At 60.5% G+C, this 26,502-nt stretch carries 25 protein-coding genes and 1 tRNA gene; 19 read left to right on the plus strand and 7 right to left on the minus strand.

Annotated features, from left to right (window positions below; translation table 11 throughout):
• Positions 1–81 precede the first annotated feature (81 nt).
• Positions 82–738, plus strand: a complete 657-nt coding sequence (locus C2846_RS00060) for a YiaD family glycine zipper/OmpA-like lipoprotein (RefSeq protein ID WP_080049539.1) — start codon at positions 82–84, stop codon at positions 736–738.
• Between the two features lie 62 nt (positions 739–800).
• On the opposite strand, the gene C2846_RS00065 is transcribed toward C2846_RS00060, so the two are convergent.
• The 3 genes from C2846_RS00065 to C2846_RS00075 are packed head-to-tail and all read right to left on the minus strand — an operon-like array spanning position 801 to position 5,092.
• Positions 801–1,715: an acyltransferase gene (locus tag C2846_RS00065; RefSeq protein ID WP_119700397.1), complete on the minus strand. Its 915-nt coding sequence runs from the start codon at positions 1,713–1,715 to the stop codon at positions 801–803.
• A 38-nt stretch (positions 1,716–1,753) separates the two neighbouring features.
• Positions 1,754–3,886, minus strand: a complete 2,133-nt coding sequence (gene pta, locus C2846_RS00070) for a phosphate acetyltransferase (RefSeq protein WP_080049541.1) — start codon at positions 3,884–3,886, stop codon at positions 1,754–1,756.
• A 3-nt stretch (positions 3,887–3,889) separates the two neighbouring features.
• Positions 3,890–5,092: an acetate kinase gene (locus C2846_RS00075; protein WP_119700398.1), complete on the minus strand. Its 1,203-nt coding sequence runs from the start codon at positions 5,090–5,092 to the stop codon at positions 3,890–3,892.
• A gap of 123 nt (positions 5,093–5,215) precedes the next feature.
• Here C2846_RS00075 and C2846_RS00080 point away from each other — a divergent pair, with 123 nt between their 5' ends.
• The 3 genes from C2846_RS00080 (at position 5,216) to C2846_RS00090 (ending at position 7,671) form a co-directional block, all read left to right on the plus strand.
• Positions 5,216–5,701, plus strand: coding sequence for an FKBP-type peptidyl-prolyl cis-trans isomerase (locus tag C2846_RS00080; RefSeq protein ID WP_080049543.1), 486 nt, complete (start codon positions 5,216–5,218; stop codon positions 5,699–5,701).
• Between the two features lie 155 nt (positions 5,702–5,856).
• Positions 5,857–6,444 carry a TetR/AcrR family transcriptional regulator gene (locus C2846_RS00085; protein WP_080049544.1) on the plus strand — a complete coding sequence of 196 codons (588 nt, stop codon included), beginning with the start codon at positions 5,857–5,859 and terminating at the stop codon, positions 6,442–6,444.
• A gap of 117 nt (positions 6,445–6,561) precedes the next feature.
• A complete protein-coding gene (locus C2846_RS00090) occupies positions 6,562–7,671 on the plus strand; it encodes an NADH:flavin oxidoreductase (RefSeq protein ID WP_119700399.1) in 1,110 nt (369 codons plus the stop codon).
• Positions 7,672–7,704: 33 nt separating this feature from the next.
• Here the strand turns inward: C2846_RS00090 and C2846_RS00095 are convergent, their stop codons facing one another.
• Positions 7,705–8,904 carry a glycosyltransferase family 4 protein gene (locus C2846_RS00095; protein WP_119700400.1) on the minus strand — a complete coding sequence of 400 codons (1,200 nt, stop codon included), beginning with the start codon at positions 8,902–8,904 and terminating at the stop codon, positions 7,705–7,707.
• 88 nt (positions 8,905–8,992) lie between these two features.
• Complete coding sequence (gene cysZ / locus C2846_RS00100) at positions 8,993–9,733, minus strand: sulfate transporter CysZ (protein WP_080049547.1); 741 nt, start codon at positions 9,731–9,733, stop codon at positions 8,993–8,995.
• A 281-nt stretch (positions 9,734–10,014) separates the two neighbouring features.
• On the opposite strand from cysZ, the gene trxB reads away from it, so the two are divergent.
• The gene (gene trxB, locus C2846_RS00105) at positions 10,015–10,962 is read left to right on the plus strand and encodes a thioredoxin-disulfide reductase (RefSeq protein ID WP_119700401.1); all 948 of its coding nucleotides are present in this window, start codon (positions 10,015–10,017) and stop codon (positions 10,960–10,962) included.
• Between the two features lie 161 nt (positions 10,963–11,123).
• On the opposite strand, the gene C2846_RS00110 is transcribed toward trxB, so the two are convergent.
• Positions 11,124–11,210: transfer RNA gene (locus C2846_RS00110), tRNA-Leu, on the minus strand.
• 130 nt (positions 11,211–11,340) lie between these two features.
• On the opposite strand from C2846_RS00110, the gene queA reads away from it, so the two are divergent.
• The 5 genes from queA to secF are packed head-to-tail and all read left to right on the plus strand — an operon-like array spanning position 11,341 to position 16,754.
• On the plus strand, positions 11,341–12,390 hold the full coding sequence (gene queA / locus C2846_RS00115; RefSeq protein WP_080049549.1) for a tRNA preQ1(34) S-adenosylmethionine ribosyltransferase-isomerase QueA: 1,050 nt from the start codon (positions 11,341–11,343) through the stop codon (positions 12,388–12,390).
• Positions 12,391–12,395: 5 nt separating this feature from the next.
• Positions 12,396–13,514 carry a tRNA guanosine(34) transglycosylase Tgt gene (tgt, locus tag C2846_RS00120; RefSeq protein ID WP_080051665.1) on the plus strand — a complete coding sequence of 373 codons (1,119 nt, stop codon included), beginning with the start codon at positions 12,396–12,398 and terminating at the stop codon, positions 13,512–13,514.
• 59 nt (positions 13,515–13,573) lie between these two features.
• On the plus strand, positions 13,574–13,903 hold the full coding sequence (gene yajC / locus C2846_RS00125; protein WP_080049550.1) for a preprotein translocase subunit YajC: 330 nt from the start codon (positions 13,574–13,576) through the stop codon (positions 13,901–13,903).
• Positions 13,904–13,963: 60 nt separating this feature from the next.
• Positions 13,964–15,832 (plus strand): protein translocase subunit SecD, encoded by a 1,869-nt coding sequence (secD, locus tag C2846_RS00130; protein WP_119700402.1) that lies wholly within the window; start codon positions 13,964–13,966, stop codon positions 15,830–15,832.
• A gap of 10 nt (positions 15,833–15,842) precedes the next feature.
• Positions 15,843–16,754: a protein translocase subunit SecF gene (secF, locus tag C2846_RS00135; RefSeq protein WP_119700403.1), complete on the plus strand. Its 912-nt coding sequence runs from the start codon at positions 15,843–15,845 to the stop codon at positions 16,752–16,754.
• A 95-nt stretch (positions 16,755–16,849) separates the two neighbouring features.
• Here the strand turns inward: secF and suhB are convergent, their stop codons facing one another.
• On the minus strand, positions 16,850–17,665 hold the full coding sequence (gene suhB / locus C2846_RS00140; RefSeq protein ID WP_080049554.1) for an inositol-1-monophosphatase: 816 nt from the start codon (positions 17,663–17,665) through the stop codon (positions 16,850–16,852).
• Positions 17,666–17,793: 128 nt separating this feature from the next.
• Here suhB and trmJ point away from each other — a divergent pair, with 128 nt between their 5' ends.
• The 9 genes from trmJ to hisS all read left to right on the plus strand — a co-directional run bounded on the left by trmJ (position 17,794) and on the right by hisS (position 26,470).
• The gene (gene trmJ, locus C2846_RS00145) at positions 17,794–18,573 is read left to right on the plus strand and encodes a tRNA (cytosine(32)/uridine(32)-2'-O)-methyltransferase TrmJ (RefSeq protein ID WP_420848992.1); all 780 of its coding nucleotides are present in this window, start codon (positions 17,794–17,796) and stop codon (positions 18,571–18,573) included.
• Between the two features lie 2 nt (positions 18,574–18,575).
• Positions 18,576–19,403, plus strand: coding sequence for a serine O-acetyltransferase (cysE, locus tag C2846_RS00150; RefSeq protein WP_119700404.1), 828 nt, complete (start codon positions 18,576–18,578; stop codon positions 19,401–19,403).
• Positions 19,404–19,406: 3 nt separating this feature from the next.
• The gene (locus tag C2846_RS00155; protein WP_119700405.1) at positions 19,407–20,561 is read left to right on the plus strand and encodes an IscS subfamily cysteine desulfurase; all 1,155 of its coding nucleotides are present in this window, start codon (positions 19,407–19,409) and stop codon (positions 20,559–20,561) included.
• A gap of 181 nt (positions 20,562–20,742) precedes the next feature.
• Positions 20,743–21,174: a nucleoside-diphosphate kinase gene (gene ndk, locus C2846_RS00160; protein ID WP_080049558.1), complete on the plus strand. Its 432-nt coding sequence runs from the start codon at positions 20,743–20,745 to the stop codon at positions 21,172–21,174.
• A gap of 37 nt (positions 21,175–21,211) precedes the next feature.
• Positions 21,212–22,363, plus strand: a complete 1,152-nt coding sequence (gene rlmN / locus C2846_RS00165) for a dual-specificity RNA methyltransferase RlmN (RefSeq protein WP_080049559.1) — start codon at positions 21,212–21,214, stop codon at positions 22,361–22,363.
• A gap of 23 nt (positions 22,364–22,386) precedes the next feature.
• On the plus strand, positions 22,387–23,145 hold the full coding sequence (gene pilW / locus C2846_RS00170) for a type IV pilus biogenesis/stability protein PilW (protein WP_231705581.1): 759 nt from the start codon (positions 22,387–22,389) through the stop codon (positions 23,143–23,145).
• Positions 23,142–24,053, plus strand: a complete 912-nt coding sequence (locus C2846_RS00175) for a RodZ domain-containing protein (RefSeq protein WP_119700406.1) — start codon at positions 23,142–23,144, stop codon at positions 24,051–24,053. Before pilW ends, C2846_RS00175 begins: the two co-directional genes overlap by 4 nt.
• Positions 24,054–24,063: 10 nt before the next feature.
• A complete protein-coding gene (ispG, locus tag C2846_RS00180) occupies positions 24,064–25,176 on the plus strand; it encodes a flavodoxin-dependent (E)-4-hydroxy-3-methylbut-2-enyl-diphosphate synthase (RefSeq protein WP_080049562.1) in 1,113 nt (370 codons plus the stop codon).
• Between the two features lie 16 nt (positions 25,177–25,192).
• Positions 25,193–26,470 (plus strand): histidine--tRNA ligase, encoded by a 1,278-nt coding sequence (gene hisS / locus C2846_RS00185; RefSeq protein ID WP_269434109.1) that lies wholly within the window; start codon positions 25,193–25,195, stop codon positions 26,468–26,470.
• The last annotated feature ends 32 nt before the right edge of the window (positions 26,471–26,502 follow it).

Consider the following 26,502-nt stretch of genomic DNA (forward strand, 5'->3'; position numbering starts at 1 on the left):
TGGTCTCAGCCTCTGACCCGCTCGCCCTGGAATGCTAACCTGTGGCTCGGATATGAACGACCCTATGCAAGGAAACCAAAAATGAAAACTCAAGCTTTGTTTGCTGTTGGCCTGAGTGCCGTGCTGCTGACCGGCTGCGCTACCCAGGATGCCTACACTGGCGAACAGAAGACCAGCCGTTCTGCACTGTATGGTCTGGGCGGTGCCGCTGCCGGAGCGGTTGTCGGTGCTGCTACTTCAAGTCGCAGTGACCGGACCAAGGGCGCGCTGATCGGCGCAACCGTTGGCGGCGCAGCGGGTGCCGGTTACGGTTATTACGTTGATCAGCAGGAAGCTCGTCTGCGTCAGGAACTGACTGGCACCGGGGTGCAGGTGATCCGTAATGGCGACAACCTGCAACTGATCATGCCTGGCAACATCACCTTTGCCAGCAACAGCTCGGACATCTCAAGCAGCTTCTATCCAACCCTGAACTCGCTGGTTAAGGTGTTCAAGGAGTTCGACAAGAACGGTGTCGCTATCGTCGGTCACACCGACAGCACCGGTTCCATGGAGCTGAACATGCGTCTGTCGCAGGACCGTGCCAACAGCGTGGCTTCCTATCTGACTGGCCAGGGTGTGCCGGGCAGCCGGATCAGTAGCCGTGGCGTTGGTCCGACTCAGCCGATCGCCAGCAACGACACTACTGCCGGACGTGCTCAGAACCGTCGGGTGGAGATCAATCTGTTCCCGCTGTGATTTGATGTCGGGCGGCGGGAGCATCAGCTCCCGCCGCCTGCTAACGTGTAATTTCTACCGCTTTATCCGCGCCCTGCCAGCGGCGGATACTCACTATGCAACTGCGCCAGCAGTGCATCCTTTTCTTCCCACAGACCGTTGACCCACTGCTGGAAACGCTCGCGAAATGCCGCGTCGTTCTGGTAGTCCTGGCCGAGGAATTCGCCGGGAATCGGGCGGATCTGGCAGCGCATCACCACCTGGCGGATACGTCCGCAAAGCAGATCCCAGAAGCTCGGGCTGCCGTCCGGGTAGTGGATGGTGATATCGACCAGTGAGCGCAACTTGTTGCCCATGGCGTCGAGCACGAACGCCACGCCGCCGGACTTGGGTTTGAGCAGGTGATGGTAGGGTGATTGCTGCTCGGCATGCTTGGCCGGGGTCAGGCGGGTGCCCTCCAGGAAGTTGAAAACCGCCACTGGGGTGTTCTTGAATTTGGCGCAGGCCTTGCGGGTGGTCTCCAGGTCCTGTCCGGCCTTTTCCGGGTGTTTGGCCAGGTAGGTCTTGGAGTAGCGTTTCATGAACGGGAAATCCAGCGCCCACCAGCACAGCCCAATGACCGGCACCCAGATCAGTTCCTGTTTGAGGAAGAACTTGAGCATTGGCATGCGCCGATTGAGGGTGTGTTGCAGAGCCAGAATGTCGACCCAGCTCCGGTGGTTGCTGGTGACCAGATACCAGCCTTCGTACTTGAGTTGTTCGTGCCCCTGGATGTCCCACTGGGTCTGGCCGCTTAGGCGCATCCAGGCACTGTTGCATAGCATCCAGGACTCGGCGATGCGAATCATGACCCGGGTGCACAGCACCTGCAGGGACTTGATGGGCAGCAGTTTGAGCAGGGCGCAGGGTAGCAGCAGGGAGAAGTGAATCAGGGTGTTGAGCACCAGCAGCAGGGCGGCCAGCACCCCGCGTACCGGTGCAGGTAAAAAACTCAGCATCGATGACGATCCATAGGGGTGGCCGTGAGGCCACCGTTTCAGTTGTTTTTGTCGGCCTGGATTGCCGTCAGGGCAATGGTATAGACGATATCGTCCACCAGTGCCCCACGCGACAGGTCGTTGACCGGTTTGCGCAGGCCCTGCAGCATCGGGCCGACGCTGACCACGTTGGCGCTGCGTTGCACCGCCTTGTAGGTGGTGTTGCCAGTGTTCAGGTCCGGGAACACGAATACAGTGGCCTGACCGGCCACCGGGCTGTCCGGAGCCTTTTGCCGACCGACACTGGCAATGGCGGCGGCATCATACTGGAGTGGGCCATCGATCAAAAGTCCCGGTTCGCGCTCACGGGCCAGGCGGGTGGCCTCACGAACCTTCTCCACATCGACCCCGGTACCGGAGCTGCCGGTCGAGTAGCTGATCATCGCCACCCGTGCGGGAATGCCGAAGGATTCGGCCGAACGGGCGCTCTGGATGGCGATCTCGGCCAGTTCCTCGGCATTAGGGTCGGGGTTGACCGCACAGTCACCATAGACCAGCACCTGTTCGGGCAGCAGCATGAAGAAGATCGACGACACCAGGTTATAGCCGGGCGCGGTCTTGATCAGTTGGAAGGCCGGGCGGATGGTGTTGGCGGTGGTATGGATGGCGCCGGAAACCAGGCCATCGACTTCGTCCAGAGCCAGCATCATGGTGCCCAGTACCACATTGTCTTCCAGTTGCTGCAGGGCCATGGGTGCGTTCAGGCCGCGCCCTTTGCGTAACTCGACCATGGGCTCGACGTAGCGTTCGCGCACGCTGTCCGGATCAATGATTTGCAGGCCTTCGGGCAGGGTGATGTGCTGGGCCTTGGCCACCGCCTCGACCGATTCGGGTTTGGCCAGCAGAATGCACTGGGCGATGCCGCGGCGCTGACAGATGGCCGCAGCCTGGACCGTGCGTGGCTCGTCGCCTTCGGGTAGCACGATACGCTTGGCCGCCTGCTGCGCCCGGCGCACCAACTCATAACGGAACGCCGGCGGTGACAGGCGCAGTTCCCGCGGGCTGCCACAGCGGCGCTGCAGCCAGGCCTGGTCAATGTGCGAAGCCACGTAGTCGGTGACTTTCCCGGCCCGTTCCTGATCGTCGATCGGTATTTCCCGGTTCATCCGGTCCAGCTGGGTGGCGGTATCGAAACTGTTGCTGGCCACACTCAGCACCGGCAGGCCGCTGCCCAGCGCTGGGCGGCAGAATTCGATCACGCCCTGATCCGGAATGATGCCGCCCGTCAGCAGCAGGCCGGCCAGCGGGGTGCCGGCCAATGAGGCCAGGCCGCTGGCAATGATGATGTCATCGCGGTCGCCGGGGGTGACGATCAGAGTGCCGGGTTTGAGCCGGTTGAGGATGTTGGGGACGGTGCGGGCACACAAGGCGATTTCCATGACCCGGCGACTATCTATGTCACCCTCATGCAGCACTCGGGCGCCGAGCAGTTCGGCAATATCCGAGGTGCGGGGTGCGTTCAGTTCGTCCTGCCAGGGAATGCAGCCGATCAGCCGGAAGTCATCGGTGTCCAGAACCTTGGACTCCTGCTTCAGGGCCAGAGCGAACTCCTTGAGAGTGCGCTTGAGTTCGCCCCGGTCGGCAGGTTCAGTGTCGCCGGGTGCCAGGTCGCGGACCTTGTTGACGATCACTCCGAGCACCTTGGGGTTACGCGGGCCGCCAAAGGTTTGGGCGTGGATCTCGATGCGGTCGGCCAGGCTGGCCATATCATCGCCGTCCGGAGCGCTGACCAGAATGATTTCAGCGTCCAGGCTGCGTGCCAGGTGGACGTTGATCCGTGCGGCGTAGCTGGCCTGCCGGGTCGGCACCATGCCTTCGATCACCACCACGTCGGCACCCTCGGCGGCCTGTCTGTAACGGCTGACGATGTCTTCCAGCACTTCGTCGAGTTCGCCGTTGGCCAGCCGGTGCTCGACTTCAGGCAGCGGTAGCGGGGTTGGTGGTTGCAGGCCCAGAGTGCGGCTGATCAGTTCGCTCGAGCGCTCGGGCCCTGCGTCACCGGGATGGGGTTGGGCAATCGGCTTGAGAAAGTGAACCTTGAGGCCGGTGCGCTCCAGCGCCCGGATCAGGCCCAGGCTGATGGAAGTAAGGCCTACGCCGAAGCCGGTCGGGGCAATGAAAAAGGTATGCATGTGTCAGTCCTTGGCATGCGAGTGATCGAGCAGCGCCAGGCTTTCTTCGGCAATCTGGCGTTCTTCGTCGGTAGGGATCACCAGGATCTGCGGCGACCCCGGTGCGTGAATCTTGCCAGCCAGGCCGCGGGGCAGGCTGCTGTTGGCATCCGGGTCCAGGCTCAGGCCGAGAATGCCCAGATGATTGAGGGTCAGGGCGCGGATCAGGGGCGAGTTTTCGCCGATGCCGCCGGTAAAGACCAGCCCGTCAAGATGTGGCAGAGCCACGGCCAGGCCAGCCAGCGAGCGGGCCAAGCGGTAACAGAACACCTCGATGGCCAGTTTTGCGCCGCTGTGGCCGTTGGCTCGGGCCTGCTCCAGTTGACGCATGTCGTTGGACAGACCTGAGAGCCCCAATAGTCCGCTTTCGCGGTTGAGCAGCCGCTCGATCCGTGGCAGATCCCAGCCCAGGGTGCGAGCCAGGTGCGCATGCAGATTGGGGTCGACATCACCGCTGCGGGTGCCCATTACCAGGCCTTCCAGCGGGGTCAGCCCCATGCTGGTATCCAGGCTCTTGCCGTTGAATACCGCACAACTTGAGCAGCCGTTGCCCAGGTGGGCGCTGAGCCAGGCGCCCTGGCCCGGACGCTGGCCCGTCAGGCGGCTGGCCTGATTGGTGACGTACTGGTGGCTGGTGCCATGGAAGCCGTAGCGACGAACCCCATGCACGGCATACAGATCATCCGGCAGCGCGTAGCGGTAGGCGTGTGGCGGCATGCTCTGGTGAAAGGCAGTGTCGAAAATGGCTACCTGAGGTATGTCCTGAAACACCTTGCGGGCGGCGCGGATACCGATCAGGTTGGCCGGGTTGTGCAGAGGCGCCAGCGGGGCATTGGCTTCGATAGCAGCCATGACTTGCTCATCGATCAGGCTGGCGCCGGTGAAGTGCTCGCCGCCATGTACCACCCGATGACCTACTGCGCTGATCGGTTGCCCGGCAAACCGGCCGATCACCGGCAACAGGCTGGCCAGAGCGCTTTGGTGATCCTGGCCGCTGAGGGCTTCGGTATGCTTTTCATTGCCGGCCTGCCAGCTCAGGTTGGCGCCGGGAGTGTCCAGTTGTTCGGCCAGGCCGCTCAGCAGCGGTTGGCTGTCGCCTTCCTTGCGCAGGGCGAATTTGATCGAGGAACTGCCACAGTTGATGACCAGTACCAAACGTGTCGTCATGCTGATTCCATTGTCGTTGACCGTGCGGGCTATCTTCCGGCGCGGTCATGTATCGGTCAACCCGTGCGTTCTGCAGATAATACGCGTACACTGAGGTTTTTTGACGCAGCATAGGACAATATTATGCAGATTGCCGCCAACAAGGCCGTATCGATTGACTACACCCTGACCAACGATGCTGGCGAAGTTCTGGATTCTTCCGCAGGCGGTGCTCCGCTGGTTTACCTGCACGGCGCAGGCAACATCATTCCGGGCCTGGAAAAGGCGCTGGACGGCAAGCAAGCCGGTGATGAACTGAAGGTGTCGGTCGAGCCGGAAGAAGCCTATGGCGAGTTCAGCGCTGAGCTGGTAGCGGTCCTGGGCCGCCACATGTTCGAAGGCGTTGATGAGCTGGAAGTCGGCATGCAGTTCCATGCCTCCGGCCCGGACGGCAGCATGCAGATCGTTACCATCACTGCGCTGGAAGGCGACGAAGTCACCGTTGATGGCAACCATCCGCTGGCTGGCCAGCGTCTGACCTTCGAAGTCAAGGTTGTCAGCGTGCGTGATGCCAGTGACGATGAGATTGCTCATGGTCATATTCATGGTGAAGGTGGTGTTCACCACTGATAGTCACGCGCTGTAAAAAAACGGCTCCCCTTGCCCTTGGGCAACGGGAGCCGTTTTGTTTTCTCCCTTCCTGTTGTTAATTCCCTTTTATCACCAAAATCAATAATCATGGTTGTCGCTATAAAGTTGAGATGACCGGTCGTATAGTACCTGGCATGAACGCTATCCAAGACAAACGCGCCAGGATTCTTGCCGCCGGCACTGAAGTAATGTTGCGCAAGGGCTACAACGGTACCGGGGTGCAGGAAATCACTCAGGGGGCCGGGGTGCCCAAGGGCTCTTTCTATCATTACTTCGAGAGCAAGGAAGATTTCGCTATCCAGGCCTTGCACTATTACTACACCCCCCGCCTGGAGCGTTTTGCCAGCGCCTTGCAGAGTGAGGATGCCTCGCCGCGCGAGCGGGTTCTGCGCTTTTACCGTGACCTGGTGGGCTATTTTGCCAACCAGGAGCAGCCAACCCACCAGTGTTTCATCGGCAGCCTGTGTCACGAAAAGGCCGATGAAAGTCAGCCGATTGGTTATGCCGCCAGTGCCATTCTCAAGCGCTCGGGTGAACTGCTGGCCGAGTGTCTGGAGCAGGCCCGTCAGTGCGGTGAGCTGAACCCGGAGCAGGATTGCGTGGCCCTGGCCAGCTTTATTGGTGCAGCCTGGGAGGGCGCGCTGCTGCGGATGAAGATCGATCGTCAAATTGCCCCGCTGCGGGTGTTCATTGCCCAACTGGAACGCCTGCTGCAACCCTGATCGTCCTGCGGGAGCTGTCGGGGTGCCATGGATGGTGCTTGATCAAATCAAATAGACGACCGGTCAACTGACACGGTCGCGTACTACCCAGCCCAATAACCTTCCAGGAGACACTTTATGTCCGCTGATGTCCGTCCCTTGTTTGAACCCATTACCCTGGGGCCCTTGAGCCTCGGTAACCGCATTGTCATGGCGCCGATGACCCGCAACTTCTCCCCTGACGGTGTTCCGACCGAAGACGTGGTGCGTTACTACCAGCGTCGCGCCGAGTCTGGCGTTGGTCTGATCATTACTGAAGGCACCACGATTGGTCACAAGGCCGCCAACGGTTACCCGCATGTCCCGGCAATTCATGGTGAAGCGGCCCTGGCAGGCTGGAAGAAGGTGGTCGATGCAGTACATGCGGTCGGCGGCAAGATCGCTCCGCAGCTGTGGCATGTTGGCAATGTTCGGCGCCTGGGCACCGAGCCGGATGGCGATGTGCCCGGCTACGGCCCGATGGAAAAGCGCAAGGATGGCAAGCTGATCGTCCATGGCATGACTCAGCAGGATATCGATGAGGTGGTCCAGGCTTTCGCCCAGGCCGCGCGTGATGCCAAGGCCATCGGTTTCGATGCGGTGGAAATCCATGGTGCACACGGTTATCTGGTCGACCAGTTCTTCTGGGAAGGCTGCAACCAGCGTGATGACGCCTATGGCGGCAGCCTGGAGAGGCGCGGTCGTTTCGCTGTCGAGGTGATTCGTGCGGTGCGTGAGGCGGTTGGGCCGGACTTCCCGGTGATTTTCCGGTTCTCGCAGTGGAAGCAGCAGGACTACACCGCGCGTCTGGCTCCGACTCCGGAGCTGCTGGAGCAGTTCCTCAAGCCGTTGAGTGAGGCCGGCGTGGATATTTTCCACTGCTCGCAGCGACGTTTCTGGGAGCCGGAGTTCGAGGGCTCGAACCTGAATCTGGCAGGCTGGACCCGCAAGATCACCGGCAAACCCTGTATCACTGTTGGCAGTGTTGGCCTGGACAGCGAGTTCCTGGAATACATGGTCAAAACCGACAAGGTGGCTCAGACCGCCAATATCGATGATCTGCTGGTTCGCCTGGCGGCTGACGAGTTTGATCTGGTGGCGGTTGGCCGGGCCCTGATTGTCGATCCGGCCTGGGCTGACAAGGTCCGTGAAGGGCGTTTCGCCGATATCCTGCCGTTCAGTCGCGACGCGCTGAAAACCCTCGCCTGAGGGCTAGGCCCGCCTGATGCAGGGCGGGCCTATCTATTTGCCAACCGCCGCCGTTTGATCGGCGGCCGGTTGTGCCGCCTGCAGCAAATACCCCTCGAACCGTTCGACGATGGCCGACCAATCCAACTGGCAGGCCCGGTGGCGCGCGTGCAGGCGCACGCTGCGCCGGCCTTCGCTATCACGGATCAGCCAGCGCAGGTTGTCGATAAATACCTGCTCATGGGCGATTGGCGCCAGACAACCGCTGTAACGGTCGCGGATGTGTTGATGGGCGGCGGCGGTGTCGAAGGCGTTGACTGCCAGGCCTGAGGCCATGGCTTCGGTGACCACGTTGCCAAAGGTTTCGGTCAGACTGGGAAACACGAACAGATCAGCGCTGGCATAGGCCGCGGCCAGCGGCTGGCCTGTCAGCGCGCCCATGAAGACTGCGCCGGGCAACTGCTGGCGCAGTTCCGGGGCTTGCGGCCCATCGCCGACCACCACCAGGTGCAGGCTCTGATGGCGTTGCTCGGCCTCGCGCCGCAGGGTGTTCCAGCTATTGATCAGCAAGCCCAGGTTCTTCTCTGCCGCCAGTCGGCCGACGTGCAGCAGTACCAGGTCGCCGGGCTCAGCGCCCCATTGGTGGCGCAGGGCCGGGTCGCGGTGGGCCGGGTGGAACAGTTCACAGTCGACACCTCGCCCGAGCAGGGCCAGGTTGTGCAGGCCCAGGCGCAACAGCTCGCGTTGCTGGGTCGAGCTGGCGGTCAGGATCAGTCGGGTCTGGTTATGGAACCAGCGCAGGTAGCGCATCATCGGTTCGCGCATCAGGCCCAGACCGTAATGGTCGCTGTACTGCTGGAAGTTGGTGTGAAAGCCGCTGATTACCGGAATTCTGAGGCGCCGGGCGGTGCGTAGCGCGGACCAGCCCAACGGCCCCTCGGTGGCCAGGTATACGGCTTCGGGGCGCTGTTCCTGCCACAGCCTGGATAGGTAGCGATTGGCGGGCAGGCCCCATTGCAGTTCCGGATAGCCAGGAATCGGCAGCCCCGAGACCAGGTGTTGATGGAGTGCGCCGTCGTCGATCAGGCCGGGCTTTTCCCCGGCCTGGGCCGGACGTATCAACTGCACCGCATGATGGCGATGTAACAGGCCCCGGCACAGGCGGCCAAGGGTGTTGGCAACACCATTGATCTGTGGGGCATAGGTTTCGGTGACCAGCGCGAAGCAGTGGTCGGGGGTGTGGGTCGGTCTCATGCTCGGAGTATGGCTGCGGGTCATGATCGGCGTGTGAAGATTGGATGACCGAATGGTGACGCCGAATGTGACTGCGCAGCTAGGTTACCTAAGGCCTGGTGTTTCGTTCACGGACCCAGAGCAGGGTGGAGCCGGCCACGGCCGCCGGCATTACCAGCAGATTGACCAGCGGAATCAGCATGCCGATGTAGACTGGCAGGCCGAAGCCCAGCGACAGCAGGCGCTGGCCGCGCATCCAGCGCAGCATGTCGATGAAGCTGACCTGATCATTGTCGGCCTGGTAGTCGATATATTGCACGGCCATCATCCAGATTCCGAAGGCCAGCAATAGCGGGGAGGCGATCAGATTGATCACCGGGATCAGGGTCAGCAGCAACAGGGCGATCAGGCGTGGCAGATAGTAGGCGATCTTGCGCAGCTCCCGGCCCAGGCTGCGGGGCACTACCAGGGCGATGTCGCGGTAGCTGGTGGGGGGGCTGACCAGTCCGCGTTCCTGTTCGGCAACCTTTTCCGCCAGAAAGCCATAGAACGGTGAGGCGATCAGGTTGGCGATCATGCTGAAGCTGAAAAACAGCACCAGCAGAACTACCAGGGCGAACAGCGGCCATAGCAGCCACTCGACGAAACTCAGCCAGTCAGGCAGTTGCGGCATCAGCCGGGTCATCCACAGATTGAACTGGCGGATGCCAAAGCCGATCAGGGCGATGAACAGGGCCAGGTTGAGCAGCAGCGGGATGATAAAAAAGCGCCGCAGACCAGGTTGCAGAATAGTGCGCCAGCCTTCCTTGAGGTAGTCCGGGCCACGCAGGAAGGGAAGGGATTCGGCCATCGGGGCGGTTCCTTGATCAAATGCAGGTTCGATGATCGTCACTATAGGGGTAAACTATCCGCCCGATACAGTGATTGAAATACCCAATCAACCCTTCGCTGCATTAATATGCGGGCTATCAAGATTCTGGAGAGTGTGTGGACATGCCGGTCAACTGTCAGACCCGCGATTTCACTGCTCCTGTGATTCCGTTTTGTGAGCGGTCATTTACGGGTTTCCCCTTGACCCGGCCGCTCCGTTTTATTTCAACACACCGTTGAACCGGTGCTTTGGAGGCTGCAATGTCCGATGTTCGTTATTCCCGGCTGATCATTCTGGGGTCAGGCCCTGCCGGTTACAGTGCTGCGGTCTATGCTGCCCGCGCCAACCTCAAGCCAGTGCTGATCACCGGCATGCAGATGGGCGGTCAGCTCACCACCACCACCGAGGTGGATAACTGGCCGGGTGACGTCGAAGGTCTGCAGGGACCGGATCTGATGGAGCGTATGCGCCAGCACGCCGAGCGTTTCGAGACTGAGATCCTCTTTGACCACATCAACAAGGTTGATCTGACCAAGCGGCCGTTCAGTCTCTGGGGTGACAGTGGTGAATACCAGTGCGACGCGCTGATCATTGCCACCGGCGCCTCGGCGCGCTACCTGGGTTTGCCCTCGGAAGAAGCGTTCATGGGCAAGGGGGTTTCAGCCTGCGCCACCTGTGACGGGTTCTTCTACCGCAATCAGGAAGTGGCTGTGGTCGGGGGTGGCAACACCGCGGTGGAAGAGGCGCTGTATCTGGCCAATATTGCCAAGAAGGTCACCCTGGTGCATCGCCGTGACAGCTTCCGGGCTGAGAAAATTCTGGTCGACAAGCTGATGGCGCGGGTCGCTGAGGGCAAGATTGAGCTCAAGCTCAATGCCACGCTGGATGAAGTGCTGGGTGATGATATGGGCGTGACCGGTATGCGCATCGCTCATAATGCCGGCGGCACCGAGGATATCGCCCTGGCAGGGGTGTTCATTGCCATTGGCCACACGCCGAACACCAGTCTGTTCGCAGGTCAGCTGGAGATGAATGACGGCTACCTGAAGATCAAGAGCGGCACCGAGGGCAACGCCACCGCGACCAATATCCCTGGGGTGTTTGCTGCCGGTGACGTGGCCGATCACGTGTACCGTCAGGCGATCACTTCGGCCGGTGCCGGTTGCATGGCGGCGCTGGATGCCGAGCGGTTCCTCGACGAGCAGTAAGGCTATCTTGCGCCAGTTGCGACAACCCCGCTGTGGCAGGGTTGTCGCGTTATGGCAGGCAGGAAAAATCGGCCACGGCGCGGCTAGGCTGTGGATCTGCTAAGAATTATGTATGGGTTGTGAAGAACTTTCAGGAAGGCCATCCGAACAGGCTGTTCAGATGGTGCCTCGGGGGAGAATCGAACTCCCACTCTGTCACCAGAAACGGATTTTGAATCCGCCGCGTCTACCAATTCCGCCACCGAGGCATGCGTCTAGCGCAAGCTGGCGCGGAGTATACGTAGCTGGCGGCGGGTAGGTCAATCCTGTTCGTGGCTGCATGCGTGCTTTTCCGCTACCATATGCCACCCTTTGCAACCGCCCGGATCTATCGCCTGCATGCGTGTCAGTGACTTTCATTTCGATTTGCCCGATCAACTGATCGCCCGGCACCCGCTGCCCGAGCGGCGGGCCAGCCGTTTGCTGTGTCTGGACGGCCCCAGTGGGGAGTTGGCGCATCGCCGGTTTGTCGATCTGCTGGATCTGCTGCAACCAGGTGATCTGCTGGTGTTCAATAACACTCGAGTGATTCCGGCGCGGCTGTTCGGCCACAAGGAGACCGGCGGTCAGTTGGAGATTCTGGTTGAGCGGCTGCTCGACAGCCGTCGGGTGCTGGCCCATGTGCGCTCAAGCAAATCGCCCAAGCCGGGCAGTCGCATTTTGATCGAGGGTGGGGCCCAGGCCTTGATGCAGGCGCGCCATGAAGCGCTGTTCGAGCTGGCGTTCGATGAGGACGTGTTGCCATTGCTGGAGCGGGTCGGGCACATGCCGTTGCCGCCCTATATCGACCGCCCGGATGAAACGGCTGACCGTGAGCGCTACCAGACCGTCTATGCCGAGAAGGCCGGTGCGGTGGCGGCGCCAACTGCCGGGCTGCATTTTGATCGCGAGCTGCTGGCGGCGATTGCAGCCAAAGGGGTGGAAAGTGCTCAGGTGACCCTGCACGTGGGTGCCGGGACTTTCCAGCCGGTAAGGGTCGAGCGCATTGAAGATCACCATATGCACAGCGAGTGGCTGGAGGTATCCGACGCGGTGGTTGCCGCAGTCGAGGCCTGCAAGGCTCGTGGTGGCAGGGTGGTTGCGGTAGGCACCACCAGCGTGCGTTCACTGGAAACCGCCGCGCAGAGTGGGCAGCTCAAACCGTTCAGTGGTGACACCGACATTTTCCTATACCCCGGCAAGCCGTTCCATGTGGTTGATGCCTTGGTGACCAACTTCCACCTGCCGGAATCGACCCTGCTGATGCTGGTGTCAGCCTTTGCCGGTTATCCGCAGACCATGGCGGCCTATCAGGCGGCCGTGGCGCAGGAGTACCGTTTCTTCAGTTACGGGGATGCGATGTTCATTACCCGCAATCCGGCGCCGCTTGGCCCCGAGGATGTTTCATGAGTCACATGCAATTTGAACTGTTGGCGACCGACGGCAGGGCCCGGCGCGGACGCCTGACTTTTCCCCGTGGAGTGGTCGAGACTCCGGCGTTCATGCCAGTCGGCACCTATGGCACGGTCAAGGGCATGTTGCCCCGGGACATCGAGGCGATCGGTGCCCAGATCATTTTGGGCAATACCTTTCACCTGTGGCTGCGCCCGGGCACTGAGGTCATTCGCAAGCATGGTGATCTGCATGACTTCATGCAGTGGCAGGGCCCGATCCTGACCGATTCTGGCGGCTTTCAGGTGTTCAGCCTGGGAGCCATGCGCAAGATCAAGGAGGAGGGGGTGTACTTTTCCTCGCCGGTCAATGGTGCCAAAGTGTTCATGGGCCCGGAAGAGTCGATGCAGGTTCAGCGCGAGCTGGGGTCGGACATCGTGATGATCTTTGACGAGTGCACACCCTATCCGGCTGATCACGACACCGCCCGTCGCTCGATGGAACTGTCGCTGCGCTGGGCCCAGCGCTCGAAAAATGCCCATGAAGGTAATCCCTCGGCGCTGTTCGGTATCGTTCAGGGCGGGATGCACGAAGATTTGCGGCTGCGTTCGCTGGAGGGGCTGGAGCAGATTGGCTTCGACGGCCTGGCCATTGGCGGTCTGTCGGTCGGCGAGCCCAAGGAAGAGATGATCAAGGTGCTGGATTTTCTGCCGCCGCAACTGCCGGCCGACAAACCGCGCTACCTGATGGGCGTGGGCAAGCCGGAGGATCTGGTTGAAGGTGTGCGCCGCGGGGTAGACATGTTCGACTGCGTGATGCCGACTCGTAATGCGCGCAACGGCCACTTGTTCACCGATACCGGCGTGATCAAGATTCGCAATGCCGTGCACCGTCATGACGACTCGCCGCTGGATCCGGGCTGTGATTGCTATACCTGTCAGCATTTTTCCCGGGCTTATCTGCATCATCTGGACAAGTGTGGCGAGATGCTCGGCAGCATGCTCAACACCATTCACAATTTGCGACATTATCAACGGCTTATGGCCGGTTTGCGCAGTGCCATCCAACAGGGTACATTGAGCGACTTTGTGGATGACTTCTACGCTCGACTCGGCCTGCCGGTACCTCCCCTGGAGGCTTGAATAGTGCCCAGGAAGCCCCATTAACCCTTGCTTGCCGTTTTATATAACAGGAGTATCACATGAGCTTTTTCATCCCCAATGCCATGGCCCAGTCCGCAGGCGGTGCGCCGGCCGGTGGTGGTTTCGAGTGGATTTTTCTGATTGGTTTTCTGGTCATCTTTTATCTGATGATCTGGCGTCCGCAGGCCAAACGGGCCAAGGAACACAAGAACCTGATCGGCAGCCTGAACGTCGGTGATGAAGTAGTTACCGGTGGCGGCATCCTCGGCAAGGTCAAGAAAGTGACCGACGAGTTCGTAGTGCTGGAAGTAGGTGATGGCCAGGAGCTCAAATTCCAGAAAGGCGCTGTGGTTGCCGCGCTGCCCAAGGGCACTCTGAAAGCCATCTGATCTTCTCTGACTCCCAATCCGGGCGCTGCATGGCGCCCTGATCGTTATCAGGCCCCTGATATGCTCAATCGTTACCCGCTGTGGAAATACCTGTTAATCGTGGCCGTGCTGGCGCTCGGCCTGGTTTACGCCACACCCAATCTGTACCCGGATGATCCGGCGATCCAGATCTCCGGCGCCAGCTCCACCCAGACCATCGAACAGCGTGATCTGAATCGTATAGATCAGGCTTTGCGTGATGCCGGTATTGAAACCAAGGGTACCGAGTTAGGGCAGCAGAGCCGCTCCGGCCTGGTCCGCTTGGTCAATCGTGGCGATCAGCTGCCGGCCCAGGATGTGGTGCGCCGTGCTCTGGGAGATCAGTTCGTGGTGGCCCAGAACCTGGCACCCACTACGCCTGACTGGTTGATGAATATCGGGGCCGGGCCGATGAAGCTGGGTCTGGACCTGTCCGGTGGGGTGCACTTCCTGTTGGAAGTGGATATGGACAAAGCGGTCGAGAATCGGGTCAATGTCTACGAAAGCGAGCTGCGCAGCCTGCTGCGTAATGAGCGCATTCGCTACCGCAGCCTGCCGAATCAGGGCAATACCCTGCAGTTCGGTTTTACCGAAGCCGACCAGCTTAGCGCTGCCCAGCGCCTGATCAATCGTCAGTACAGCCAATTCCAGCTCTCCACCGGTACCCGTGAAGATCTTCAGGTATTGCGTCTGACCCTGACTGACGCCGAGATGACCGAGATTCGTGAGTATTCGGTGCGTCAGAACCTGACCACCGTGCGTAACCGGGTTAATGAGCTGGGCGTGGCCGAGCCGCTGGTGCAGCGTCAGGGTGCCAACCGCATCGTGGTTGAGCTGCCTGGTGTGCAGGATACTGCCGAGGCCAAGCGGATTCTCGGCAAGACCGCCAACCTCGAGTTCCGCCTGGCCGCCGAACCGGATGCTGCCCGGGCGACCATCGAAACCTTCGAATTCCGCGATGGCAGCCGCCCGCCGGCAGACGTTGAGCGCAGCATCATCCTGACCGGTGATCAGGTAACTGACGCCCAGTCCAATTTCGATGAGAATGGCCGCCCGCAGGTCAATATCCGTCTTGACGGACACGGCGGGGAGCTGATGACCCGCGCCACCCGGACCAATGTCGGTCGTGGCATGGCGGTGCTGTTCATCGAGCAGCGCCAGATCACCCGGACCGTACAGCAGGAAGTTGACGGGGTGATGCAGACCGTTGAAGTCCCGGCGTTCGTCGAGGACAAGAGCATCATCAGTCTGGCCACCATTCAGAGCACGCTGGGCAACCAGTTCCGGATCACCGGCCTGAACTCGCCGGCCGAAGCCTCGGAACTAGCGTTGCTGCTGCGCGCTGGTGGCCTGGCGGCACCGATGTACTTTGTCGAAGAGCGGACCATTGGTCCGAGCCTGGGGGCCGAGAACATTGCCAAGGGGGTAACTGCTACCCAGGTCGGCTTTGCGCTGGTGCTGATCTTCATGATCATCGTCTACCGTGCCTTTGGCATCTTTGCCAGCATCGCTCTGAGTTTCAACCTGGTGCTGCTGCTGGCGCTGATGTCGGTGCTGGGCGCCACGCTGACTCTGCCCGGTATCGCCGGTATCGTCTTGACCCTGGGGATGGCGGTCGACGCCAACGTGCTGATCTTCTCGCGTATCCGTGAGGAAATTCGCGCCGGCAACAGCATTCAGCGGGCTGTGCACGAAGGCTATGACAAGGCCTTCTCGGCGATCGTCGACGGTAACCTGACCACCCTGCTGGTGGGGGTGATCCTGTTCGCCATGGGCTCGGGGCCGGTCAAGGGGTTTGCCGTAACGCTGTCGTTGGGCATTCTGACTTCGATGTTCAGTGCCATTCTGGTTACCCGGGCCATGGTCAATCTCAGCGTCGGCGGTCGCGACGTGAAGAAGCTGTGGCTGTGAGGAGCGCATCATGAATATCAAAACCATCAATTTCATGGCGCTGCGCAAGTTCTTCTTCGTAGTCGCTGCCGTACTCATGCTGGTTTCGATCGGCAGCCTGGTGGTGAAGAACCTCAATCTGGGGTTGGACTTCACTGGTGGTGCACTGATCGAGCTGAACTATGATGAGCCGGCGGACCTTGAGTCTATCCGCCAGACTCTGCGCGCAGCAGGCTGGGAAGATGCGGTAGTACAGAACTTCGGCGCCAGTACCGATGTGATCATACGTCTGGCCAGTGAGGATCCGAATCTGGGGAGTGAGATCGCCCGGATGATCCAGCGCGAAGACGCTGGCGAGGTCACTGTCAAACGGGTCGAGTTCATCGGGCCGCAGGTGGGTGAGGAACTGCGCGATCAGGGTGGTCTGGGGATGTTGTTGGCCATGGGCGGGATTCTGCTCTACGTGTCGCTGCGCTTCCAGATGAAGTTCGCAGTAGGGGCGATTGCCGCGCTGTTCCATGATGTGATCTTCACCCTGGGCTTTTTCGCCTTGTTCGGCCTGTCGTTTGACCTGACCGTGCTGGCGGCATTGCTGGCGGTGATTGGTTACTCGCTGAACGACACCATCGTGGTATTTGACCGGGTACGGGAAAACCTGCGGGTAATGCGCAAGGCCGATCTGATCGAGGTGATCAACGTCTCCACTACCCAGACCCTGGCCCGGACTCTGGCGACCTCGTTCTCGACCATTCTGGTGCTGCTGGCGCTGTTCTTCTTCGGTGGCGAGAACATCCATGGCTTCGCTACGGCGCTGTTGATCGGTGTGTGTGTCGGTACCTACTCATCGATCTTCGTTGCCAACGGCCTTCTGGTTACCATGAATCTGACTCGCGAGGACCTGATTCCTCCACAGGTCGAGGAAGCGGTGGACGACCGGCCCTAGATTGGTCGGACACAAAAAAGCCCACTGCCGATATCGGGGTGGGCTTTTTTGTTACTTGCCGAAGTCGCTTTTCTGACTGGTCGGCAGCCGCCTGATCAGCGCTTCATCGCCGGGGTCAGGTGCGGCTGGATGGCTGTCAGGACGGCCTTGAAGCACTTGGGGTTGCCGGCGACGACATTGCCCTTGTCCAGGTAATGATGACCGCCGGTGAAGTCGCTGACCAGTCCGCCAGCTTCCTGGATCAGCAGGCTGCCGGCGGCCATGTCCCATTCGGCCAGGCCGAATTCCCAGAATGCGTCATAGCGACCGGCGGCGACGTAGGCCAGATCCAGGCTGGCGGCGCCACAGCGGCGCAGGCCGGCGGTCTGGCCAACCAGGCTGCGGAACATGCCCAGGTAGTTGTCCAGTGCATCAATTTGGTTGTCGCGGAATGGGAAGCCTGTGCCGAGCAGGGCGCCGTCCAGAGTCTTGCGGCTGCTCACGCGCAGACGCTTGCCGTTGAGTGCTGCGCCACGGCCGCGGCTGGCAGTAAACTCTTCCTGGCGAACCGGGTCGAGAACCACTGCATGTTCGATACGGCCCTTGATGCGACAGGCAATGCTGACGGCGAAATGCGGTACGCCGCGCAGGAAGTTGGTGGTGCCGTCGAGCGGATCGATGATCCAGACAATGTCGGCACCGTCGCCGCGGCCCGGCTGAAAGCCGGACTCTTCGGCGTGGATGCCGTGATCGGGATAGGCCTTGCGCAGATGTTGAATGATGGTTTGTTCGGCGGAACGGTCGACTTCCGACACGTAGTCGCGAGCATCCTTTTCGCTAACGGTGAGAACGTCCAGGCGATCCATGGAGCGGTAAATCAGTTCTCCCGCGCTGCGCGCGGCGCGCAGAGCGATATTCAGCATCGGCTGCATAGGGCTATCTCGAAATGTAAAGGAACGGGGAAAGCCGGTAAGTGTAGCAGAAAGCTCTGCGTACATGAATGGTCATCTGCCGCGTGCTTTTGTAAGATGCAGAGTTCCTTCCCTGCCTGGAGATCATCGTGCTCGACAACGTCCGCATTGTGCTGGTCAATACTAGTCACCCCGGCAACATTGGCGGCGCCGCCCGGGCCATGAAAAACATGGGCTTGAGTCAACTGGTGTTGGTTGATCCGGTGCGTTTTCCCGATCCGGAGGCACGGGCCAGGGCCTCGGGCGCCGATGACGTGCTTGAGCAGGCGCGCGTGGTGGCGACGCTGGAGGAGGCCATTGCCGATTGCGTTTTGGTGCTTGGCACCAGTGCCAGGGACAGGCGGATTCCGTGGCCGGTGCTGGATCCGCGCGAGTCAGCGGGCAGAGTGCTTGAGCAGTTGGGCGAGACGCCGGAGGCACCGGTGGCTCTGGTGTTCGGGCGCGAGGACTCGGGCCTGACCAGTGAAGAGTTGCAGCGCTGTCAGTATCATGTCCATATCCCTTCGGACCCGGCTTTCAGTTCGCTGAATCTGGCTGCCGCAGTTCAGGTGCTCAGCTATGAGCTGCGTATGCTGTGGCTGAGTGAGCAGGGGCAGCCGACCAAGATGCACAAGATCGAGACCACGGCGATCCATAACGAAATTCCGGCCACCGCAGAAGAGTTGGAAAAATTCTATGCTCATCTGGAGCAAGTGCTGGTTGAAATTGGCTTCCTCGACCCTCAGAAACCCAGGCAGTTGATGCCGCGTTTGCGTCGCTTGTATGGACGGGTGCAACTCAACCGGATGGAAATGAACATCCTGCGCGGTATCCTGACCGAAACCCAGAAAGCCATCGGCGCGCCTGCGGCCGGTGAGCGGAGACGTTGAACATGTTCAAGCGCATGAAGGAAGACATCGCTGGTGTATTTGACCGCGACCCGGCAGCACGCAACACCTTTGAGGTGCTGACCTGCTATCCCGGGCTGCATGCGGTCTGGCTGCACCGGATTGCGCATGCCTTGTGGACCCGTAATGCCCGGTTGTTGGCTCGCATGGTGTCGCATTTCGCCCGCTGGCTGACCGGCGTCGAGATTCATCCGGGCGCCCGGCTCGGGCGGCGTTTTTTCATCGACCACGGCATGGGCGTAGTGATTGGCGAAACGGCCGAGATCGGTGATGACGTCACCCTGTACCAGGGCGTAACCCTGGGCGGAACCAGTTGGAACAAGGGCAAGCGTCATCCGACGCTGGAAGATGGTGTGGTGGTGGGTGCCGGGGCCAAGGTGCTGGGGCCTTTTACCGTGGGCAAAGGCGCCAAGATTGGCTCCAATGCGGTGGTGACCAAGGCTGTGCCGGCTGGTGCCACAGCAGTGGGGATTCCTGGGCGGATCATTCTCAAGGAGCCGGACGAGCCGGTTGATGAGCAAAGCGCCCGGCGCCAGGCCATGGCCGAGAAAATCGGTTTCGATGCCTATGGGGTCAGTCGCGACATGCCCGACCCGGTGGCCAAGGCAATTGGTCAACTGCTCGATCATCTGCATGCGGTCGATGGCCGGCTGGAGGGGATGTGCAAGGCGCTCAGCGACCTGGGTAGCGATTATTGTGGCAAGGATCTGCCGACCCTGGATGACCATGACTTTGAGCCGCTCAAGGACGATCAACCCGAGACTGTGCCGCCGTTGACCGAGGATGCTGCGTCGTCCGAACGGCAGGGGTGAGTCATGATGATGCCGATTTATCTGGATTATGCTGCGACTACCCCGGTAGATCCGAGGGTGGCCGAGAAAATGCTGGCCTGCCTGACTCTGGATGGCAACTTCGCCAATCCGGCCTCACGCTCGCATATCTATGGCTGGAGAGCCGAGGAAGCTGTCGAGTTGGCCCGTCGACAGGTCGCCGATCTGGTCGGTGCTGATCCGCGCGAAATCGTCTGGACTTCTGGCGCTACCGAGTCGGACAACCTGGCGATCAAGGGCGTGGCCCATGCGCTAGTCGAGCGCGGTCGGCATATCGTGACCTCGGCAATCGAGCACAAGGCGGTGCTCGACAGTTGTCGTCAGCTTGAGCGCGAAGGCTTCGAGGTGAGCTATCTGAGCCCCGGTAGCGAGGGCGTCATCGAGCCGCAGCAATTGGCGGCGGCGCTGCGTGATGACACCATTCTGGTTTCGCTGATGCACGTCAACAACGAGATCGGCACCATCAACGACATTGCAGCGTTGGGGGCGGTGGCCCATGAGCGAGGGGTGCTGTTCCATGTTGATGCAGCGCAGTCCACCGGCAAACTGCCGATCGATCTCAAGCGCCTGCCGGTTGACCTGATGTCGTTCAGTGCCCACAAAACCTATGGTCCCAAGGGCGTTGGTGCCTTGTTTGTCCGCCGTGGCTTGCCGCTGCGGCTGGAAGCACAAATTCATGGTGGCGGTCATGAGCGGGGGATGCGCTCGGGCACCTTGCCGACCCATCAGTTGGTCGGCATGGGCGAGGCTTTTGCCTTGGCTGGCCAGTTGATGGACGAAGAGTGTGCGCGTATCAGTGCTTTGCATGACCGGCTGCTGGCGGGGCTGGCCGGACTAGATGGTGTCAGTCTCAATGGCAGTGCCGAACGCCGGGTGCCGCACAATCTCAATCTGGGTTTTGCTGGTGTGGATGGCGAGTTGCTGCTGCTGGCGCTCAAGGATCTGGCCCTGTCGACTGGCTCTGCCTGTACTTCGGCTTCGGTTGAACCGTCCTACGTGCTGCGTGGTATCGGGGTTTCGGACCAGTTGGCGCACAGCTCGCTGCGTCTGTCACTGGGGCGCTTTACCAGCGAGCAGGAGGTTGATCGCGCAGCAGAGATGCTGTGTGAGGTGGTCACGCGTTTGCGTGCCGGCCGTTGAGGTCGTCACGCTAGCCGACAGCCCTGTTGTTGTGCACTGCTGGCGGTGGAAATACCTGTATGCAAATCGCTGCGAGGCTCCGCTCGACGGCGGTTACGCTTTTGTAGTCAACCTGCGTATAATCCGCAGGTTAACAAGTTTACTTAACCCCCTTTGATCAAAAATCTGTCTGGAGTTTCCCATGGCTGTTGAACGCACCCTGTCCATTATCAAGCCCGATGCCGTTGCCAAGAACGTGATCGGTCAGATCGTCAGCCGCTTCGAGCAGGCCGGTCTGCGTGTCGTGGCTGCCAAGATGGTGCAGCTGTCCCAGTCCGACGCTGAAGGCTTCTACGCCGAGCATAAAGAGCGTCCGTTCTTCAAGGATCTGGTTGGCTTCATGACTTCCGGCCCGGTTGTTGTGCAGGTGCTGGAAGGCGAAGGTGCTGTACTGAAGAACCGCGAGCTGATGGGTGCCACCAACCCGAAAGAAGCCGCCGCCGGTACCATTCGTGCCGACTTCGCCGAGTCGATCGACGCCAACGCCGTACACGGCTCGGACTCGACCACTTCGGCTGCCCGTGAAGTGGCGTACTTCTTCGCCGAAACCGAGCTGTGCCCGCGTACTCGCTGAGCATCGCCCTCGACACTGATCAAGTGATGTGACCGCCATGACCGATGCAACCGGCAAAATTAATCTGCTGGGCCTGACCCAGCCGAAACTGGAGGCCTTCTTCGAGGAACTCGGAGAGAAACGCTTTCGCGCCGGCCAGGTGATGAAGTGGATCCATCACTTCGGTGTTGATGATTTCGACGAGATGACCAATCTCGGCAAGGCCTTGCGTGAAAAGCTCAAGGCCCGCGCCGAGATACGCGGCCCGGAAGTGGTCAGCGAGGACATCTCCAAGGATGGCACGCGCAAGTGGGTTGTGCGCGTGGCCTCCGGTAGCTGCGTGGAGACCGTGTATATCCCGCAGAACGGCCGTGGCACCCTGTGTGTGTCGTCGCAGGCTGGCTGCGCCCTGGATTGCAGCTTCTGCTCCACTGGCAAGCAAGGATTCAATAGCGATCTGACCGTGGCCGAGATCATTGGCCAGGTATGGATCGCCAACAAGTCGTTCGGTACCGTACCGGCCAAGATTGATCGGGCCATCACCAATGTGGTGATGATGGGCATGGGCGAGCCGCTGCTCAACTACGATAACGTCGTCGATGCCATGCGCATGATGATGGATGACCTGGGCTATGGCATTTCCAAGCGCAAGGTCACGCTGTCGACCTCCGGTGTTGTGCCGATGATCAACAAGCTGGCCGAAGACATTGATGTCTCTCTGGCGCTGTCACTGCATGCACCGAACAATGCGCTGCGTGACAAGCTGGTGCCGCTGAACAAGAAATATCCACTGGAAGTGCTGTTGCCTGCCTGCCAGAGCTATATCTCGCGGCTGGGCGAGAAGCGGGTGCTGACCATCGAGTACACCCTGCTCAAGGATGTCAACGATCAGCCTGAGCATGCCGAGCAGGTGATCGCCTTGCTGCGCGACATCCCCTGCAAGGTCAACCTGATCCCGTTCAACCCCTTTCCGTATTCGGGTTATGAACGGCCGAGCAACAATGCCATCCGGCGCTTCCAGGACATGCTTCACAAGGCTGGTTTCAACGTGACTGTGCGGACCACCCGTGGTGACGATATCGATGCCGCCTGTGGGCAACTGGTTGGCCAGGTGATGGACCGGACCCGACGTAGCGAGCGCTACATCGCGGTGCGACAGCTGGCTTCGGATGCCAGTGCTGAGCCTGGGCCAGTCAATCCCAGCCGTTAATCGACCAACGAGGAAGGATGTTGATGAAGACGTTGAAGATCGCAGGAGCCGTCATGCTGTTGGCGCTGGGTGGCTGTATGACCACCATGGACCAGCCACGCCGTGCTGTGGACTCCGAGGCCGCCCTTGACGCCTACATTCAGCTTGGCTTGGGTTATCTGCAGGAAGGCGAGACCGAGCGGGCCAAGGCTCCACTCAGTGAGGCTCTGAAGATCGATCCGCGTTCATCCTCGGCCAATATCGCTCTGGCGCTGGTGTTCCAGCAGGAAGGCGAGTACGACAGCGCAGAAAAGCATTTCCGTGCAGCGCTGGCCAGTGAGCCGGACAATCCCCGAGTGTTGAACAATTTCGGGGCTTTTTTGCTTGAGCGTGAGCGCTATGACGAGTCGCTGCAGTATCTGCAGCGGGCTGCCGAGAACCGTCTGTACGGTGAGCGTTCGCGAGTATTCGAAAACCTCGGGCTGGCCTACCTGCGTAAGGGTAACCGCGAGGCTGCCAAACAACACTTCGAGCGTTCGCTGCGCCTCAACAGCCGTCAGCCGATGGCGTTGCTGGAATTGTCACGGCTGGAGTTCGAAGACCAAAATTATGTGCCCGCCTGGGATCACTACCGTCGCTTCGTTCAGTTGTCCGGTCAGGATGCATCGAGCCTGTGGCTCGGTATCCAGCTGGCGCGTCGGTTCGAGGATCACAGCCGGGCCGCCAGCTATGCCCTGCAATTGCGTCGCTTCTATCCGGCCAGTCCGGAGGCACAGGCGTTGCAGGCTTCGGAGACGCGATGAGCGTAGAGCACCTCCCTGATGAAGAGCCCCAGGCACCTGCCATTACGGTCAACCCGGGTGAGATTCTGCGTGCCGAGCGTGAAGCTCAGAACCTGAGCATTGCCCAGGTGGCTGAGGGGCTGCGGCTGTCCCGACGCATGGTTGAACACCTGGAAGCAGGTGAGTTCGATCGGCTGCCAGGTGACACCTTCTCTCGTGGTTATGTGCGGGCCTATGCCCGTTTGTTGTTGCTTGATCCAGCCCGCCTGGTACAGGAGTTTGATCGTTTCCGTGGAATCAAGACGCGCGAGCGTCAGGTCAGCGGCATCGGTCGGGTTCAGCATCCGCCCAGAGCGACGCGGCAGTTGATGCGCTGGAGCAGTATCGTGATTGTGCTGGTCCTATTGGTGTTGGCATTGCTGTGGTGGCAGGAGAAACGCAATCTGGCGCCACCGGCACCGGTCAGCGAATTGCCTGAGCGTTTGATTGAAGAGGTCCAGGTCGATGCCATGACCCTGCCGGAAAGTGTCAGCCCGGTGCGTAGTCCGGCCATTGAACTGCTCGAGCGCGAGGCGACTGGGCAAGCTGCGTCTGATGACCGTGATGCAGGGGATTTGGCGTCTGAACTCGCCTCTGATGCTGAGTCAGCAGTTGATATGTCTGCACAAGCTGAACCTGTGGCAACTGCGAATGGATTGCGGATGCGTTTTCGCGACAGTTGCTGGTTGCAGGTCAGCGCCCCTGGCGGTCAAGTGCTGCACAGTGCGCTGATGCAGGCCGGGCAGTCATTGGAGCTGGCCCACAGCGGGCCGTTGGATCTGGTGATCGGCGCGGTCAATGCAGTCGAGTCGATCGAATTTCAGGGCCAGCCGGTCGATTTGTCGGCCACCAGTCAGTCGGGCGTGGCTCGCCTGCGGCTGGGCCAGTAAGAGGTTTCTTATGCACCACGAATCCCCCATCAAGCGCCGGGTGTCCCGGCAGATTCGCGTCGGTTCGGTGCTGGTCGGTGGTGATGCGCCAATTTCGGTGCAGAGCATGACCAATACCGAAACCTGCGATGTGGCGGCAACGGTCGACCAGATCCAGCGCCTGGAAGCGGTGGGCGCCGATATTGTCCGGGTCTCGGTGCCGAGCATGGAAGCCGCCGAAGCGTTCGGCCGCATTCGTCAGCAGGTCAATGTACCTCTGGTGGCCGATATCCATTTCGATTACAAAATCGCCCTCAAGGTGGCAGAGCTGGGTGTTGACTGCCTGCGCATCAACCCCGGCAATATCGGTCGTGAGGACCGGGTGCGGGCGGTGGTCGATGCTGCGCGTCACCATGGTATTCCGATTCGCATTGGGGTCAACGCCGGTTCGCTGGAAAAGGATCTGCAGAAAAAATACGGTGAGCCGACGCCAGAGGCTTTGGTTGAGTCGGCGCTGCGGCATGTCGACCATCTCGACAAGCTGGATTTTCAGGACTTCAAGGTCAGCGTCAAGGCTTCAGACGTGTTCATGGCGGTTGGCGCCTACCGGCTGTTGGCCAGACAGATTGAACAGCCCCTGCACTTGGGGATCACTGAAGCCGGTGGTTTGCGCAGTGGTACAGTGAAATCATCGGTTGGGCTTGGCATGCTGTTGGCTGAGGGTATTGGTGACACCATTCGCATTTCCCTGGCCGCTGATCCGGTCGAGGAGATCCGTGTCGGCTTCGATATTCTCAAGTCGTTGCGGCTGCGCTCGCGTGGGATCAACTTCATTGCCTGCCCGAGTTGTTCGCGGCAGAACTTCGATGTGGTCAAGACCATGAATGAGCTGGAGTCGCGCCTGGAAGATGTGCTGGTGCCGCTCGATGTGGCGGTGATCGGCTGCGTGGTCAACGGTCCGGGCGAAGCCAAGGAGGTCGATATCGGCCTGACCGGCGGCAGCCCGAACAACCTGATTTATCGCGATGGCAGTCCCGATGGCAAGGTCGACAACGCCAATCTGGTCGATACCCTGGAAAAGATGATCCGCGACAAGGTCGCAGAAAAGCAGGCGCTGGACGCCAATACCATCGCCCGTGGCTGAGTGAAGGAAACAAGCATTGAAAACCCTGCAAGCCGTGCGCGGCATGAACGACATCCTGCCGGCCGACAGCGCCTTGTGGCAGTATCTGGAATCTTCTGTGGCCAAGCTGCTGGGCGGCTACGGCTACCAGCAGATTCGCCTGCCGATCGTCGAGTCGACCGAGTTGTTCAAGCGCTCGATTGGTGAAGTAACCGATATCGTTGAGAAGGAGATGTACACCTTTGCTGATCGCAATGGTGACTCCCTGACGCTGCGCCCCGAAGGGACTGCAGGCTGTGTGCGGGCCATGCTCGAGCACGGCCTGCTCGGCGGTGGGCTCAGCCACAAGGTCTGGTACACAGGGCCGATGTTTCGCCATGAGCGCCCGCAGAAAGGCCGTTACCGCCAATTCCACCAGATAGGGGTGGAAACTTTCAACCTTACCGGTCCGGATGTTGATGCCGAGCTGATCATTCTGTGCTGGCGGTTGTGGCAGCAACTGGGGCTGCGCGAGGCGGTAACCCTGGAGCTGAACAGTCTGGGCTCCAGCGAGGACCGGGCGCGCTACCGGGCCGATCTGGTGACCTATCTGCGCGAGCGCTTCGATCAGCTTGATGAAGACAGCCAGCGCCGCCTGGACAGCAATCCGCTGCGGATTCTCGACAGCAAGGTGGCTGCGACCCAGGCGCTGCTGGCCGATGCGCCAAAATTGGCCGACTACCTCAATGAGCAGGCTCGTGAACATTTTGCCGGGCTCAAGGCTCTGCTGGATGCAGCTGGTGTCCCCTACGTGGTTAACCCACGGTTGGTGCGCGGGCTGGATTACTACGGTCTGACCGTGTTCGAATGGACCACCGACCGGCTGGGTGCCCAGGGTACGGTCTGTGCCGGTGGCCGTTACGATGGGCTGGTCGAGCAGCTCGGCGGTAAGCCGGCTCCGGCGGTAGGCTTCGCCATGGGGGTTGAGCGGCTGCTGCTGTTGATCGAAACATTGGGCAAGGTGCCGGCTGAACTGGCTCGTCAGGTCGATGTCTATCTGGTCACTTTGGGTGATCAGGCAGTACAGGCCGGTTTCGGTCTGGCCGAACAGTTGCGCGATGCCTTGCCTGATTTGCGTCTGGTGGTGCATTGTGGCGGCGGCAGTTTTAAGAGTCAGTTCAAAAAAGCCGACAAGTCCGGTGCGCTCTATGCGCTGATTCTGGGGGAGAACGAAGCGGCTAGCCAGCAGGTCGGGCTTAAACCGCTGCGTAGCGACGCCGAGCAGGAGTTGCTGGACTGGCAGGCGCTGCCGGCACGGCTGGATGAATTACTGTAAACGGGCCAACGGTCGATTGACCCGCGAAGGAG

Origin of the sequence: Pseudomonas jilinensis, from assembly GCF_003586265.1 — a bacterium.
Classification (GTDB): domain Bacteria; phylum Pseudomonadota; class Gammaproteobacteria; order Pseudomonadales; family Pseudomonadaceae; genus Halopseudomonas; species Halopseudomonas phragmitis.

Excerpts from the sequence above, each read along its gene's own strand:
- C2846_RS00060 (WP_080049539.1), top strand. The coding sequence starts at position 82 with ATGAAAACTCAAGCTTTGTTTGCTGTTGGCCTGAGTGCCGTGCTGCTG.
- C2846_RS00065 (WP_119700397.1), bottom strand. The coding sequence starts at position 1,715 with ATGCTGAGTTTTTTACCTGCACCGGTACGCGGGGTGCTGGCCGCCCTG.
- pta (WP_080049541.1), bottom strand. The coding sequence starts at position 3,886 with ATGCATACCTTTTTCATTGCCCCGACCGGCTTCGGCGTAGGCCTTACT.
- C2846_RS00075 (WP_119700398.1), bottom strand. The coding sequence starts at position 5,092 with ATGACGACACGTTTGGTACTGGTCATCAACTGTGGCAGTTCCTCGATC.
- C2846_RS00080 (WP_080049543.1), top strand. The coding sequence starts at position 5,216 with ATGCAGATTGCCGCCAACAAGGCCGTATCGATTGACTACACCCTGACC.
- C2846_RS00085 (WP_080049544.1), top strand. The coding sequence starts at position 5,857 with ATGAACGCTATCCAAGACAAACGCGCCAGGATTCTTGCCGCCGGCACT.
- C2846_RS00090 (WP_119700399.1), top strand. The coding sequence starts at position 6,562 with ATGTCCGCTGATGTCCGTCCCTTGTTTGAACCCATTACCCTGGGGCCC.
- C2846_RS00095 (WP_119700400.1), bottom strand. The coding sequence starts at position 8,904 with ATGAGACCGACCCACACCCCCGACCACTGCTTCGCGCTGGTCACCGAA.
- cysZ (WP_080049547.1), bottom strand. The coding sequence starts at position 9,733 with ATGGCCGAATCCCTTCCCTTCCTGCGTGGCCCGGACTACCTCAAGGAA.
- trxB (WP_119700401.1), top strand. The coding sequence starts at position 10,015 with ATGTCCGATGTTCGTTATTCCCGGCTGATCATTCTGGGGTCAGGCCCT.
- queA (WP_080049549.1), top strand. The coding sequence starts at position 11,341 with ATGCGTGTCAGTGACTTTCATTTCGATTTGCCCGATCAACTGATCGCC.
- tgt (WP_080051665.1), top strand. The coding sequence starts at position 12,396 with ATGCAATTTGAACTGTTGGCGACCGACGGCAGGGCCCGGCGCGGACGC.
- yajC (WP_080049550.1), top strand. The coding sequence starts at position 13,574 with ATGAGCTTTTTCATCCCCAATGCCATGGCCCAGTCCGCAGGCGGTGCG.
- secD (WP_119700402.1), top strand. The coding sequence starts at position 13,964 with ATGCTCAATCGTTACCCGCTGTGGAAATACCTGTTAATCGTGGCCGTG.
- secF (WP_119700403.1), top strand. The coding sequence starts at position 15,843 with ATGAATATCAAAACCATCAATTTCATGGCGCTGCGCAAGTTCTTCTTC.
- suhB (WP_080049554.1), bottom strand. The coding sequence starts at position 17,665 with ATGCAGCCGATGCTGAATATCGCTCTGCGCGCCGCGCGCAGCGCGGGA.
- cysE (WP_119700404.1), top strand. The coding sequence starts at position 18,576 with ATGTTCAAGCGCATGAAGGAAGACATCGCTGGTGTATTTGACCGCGAC.
- C2846_RS00155 (WP_119700405.1), top strand. The coding sequence starts at position 19,407 with ATGATGATGCCGATTTATCTGGATTATGCTGCGACTACCCCGGTAGAT.
- ndk (WP_080049558.1), top strand. The coding sequence starts at position 20,743 with ATGGCTGTTGAACGCACCCTGTCCATTATCAAGCCCGATGCCGTTGCC.
- rlmN (WP_080049559.1), top strand. The coding sequence starts at position 21,212 with ATGACCGATGCAACCGGCAAAATTAATCTGCTGGGCCTGACCCAGCCG.
- pilW (WP_231705581.1), top strand. The coding sequence starts at position 22,387 with ATGAAGACGTTGAAGATCGCAGGAGCCGTCATGCTGTTGGCGCTGGGT.
- C2846_RS00175 (WP_119700406.1), top strand. The coding sequence starts at position 23,142 with ATGAGCGTAGAGCACCTCCCTGATGAAGAGCCCCAGGCACCTGCCATT.
- ispG (WP_080049562.1), top strand. The coding sequence starts at position 24,064 with ATGCACCACGAATCCCCCATCAAGCGCCGGGTGTCCCGGCAGATTCGC.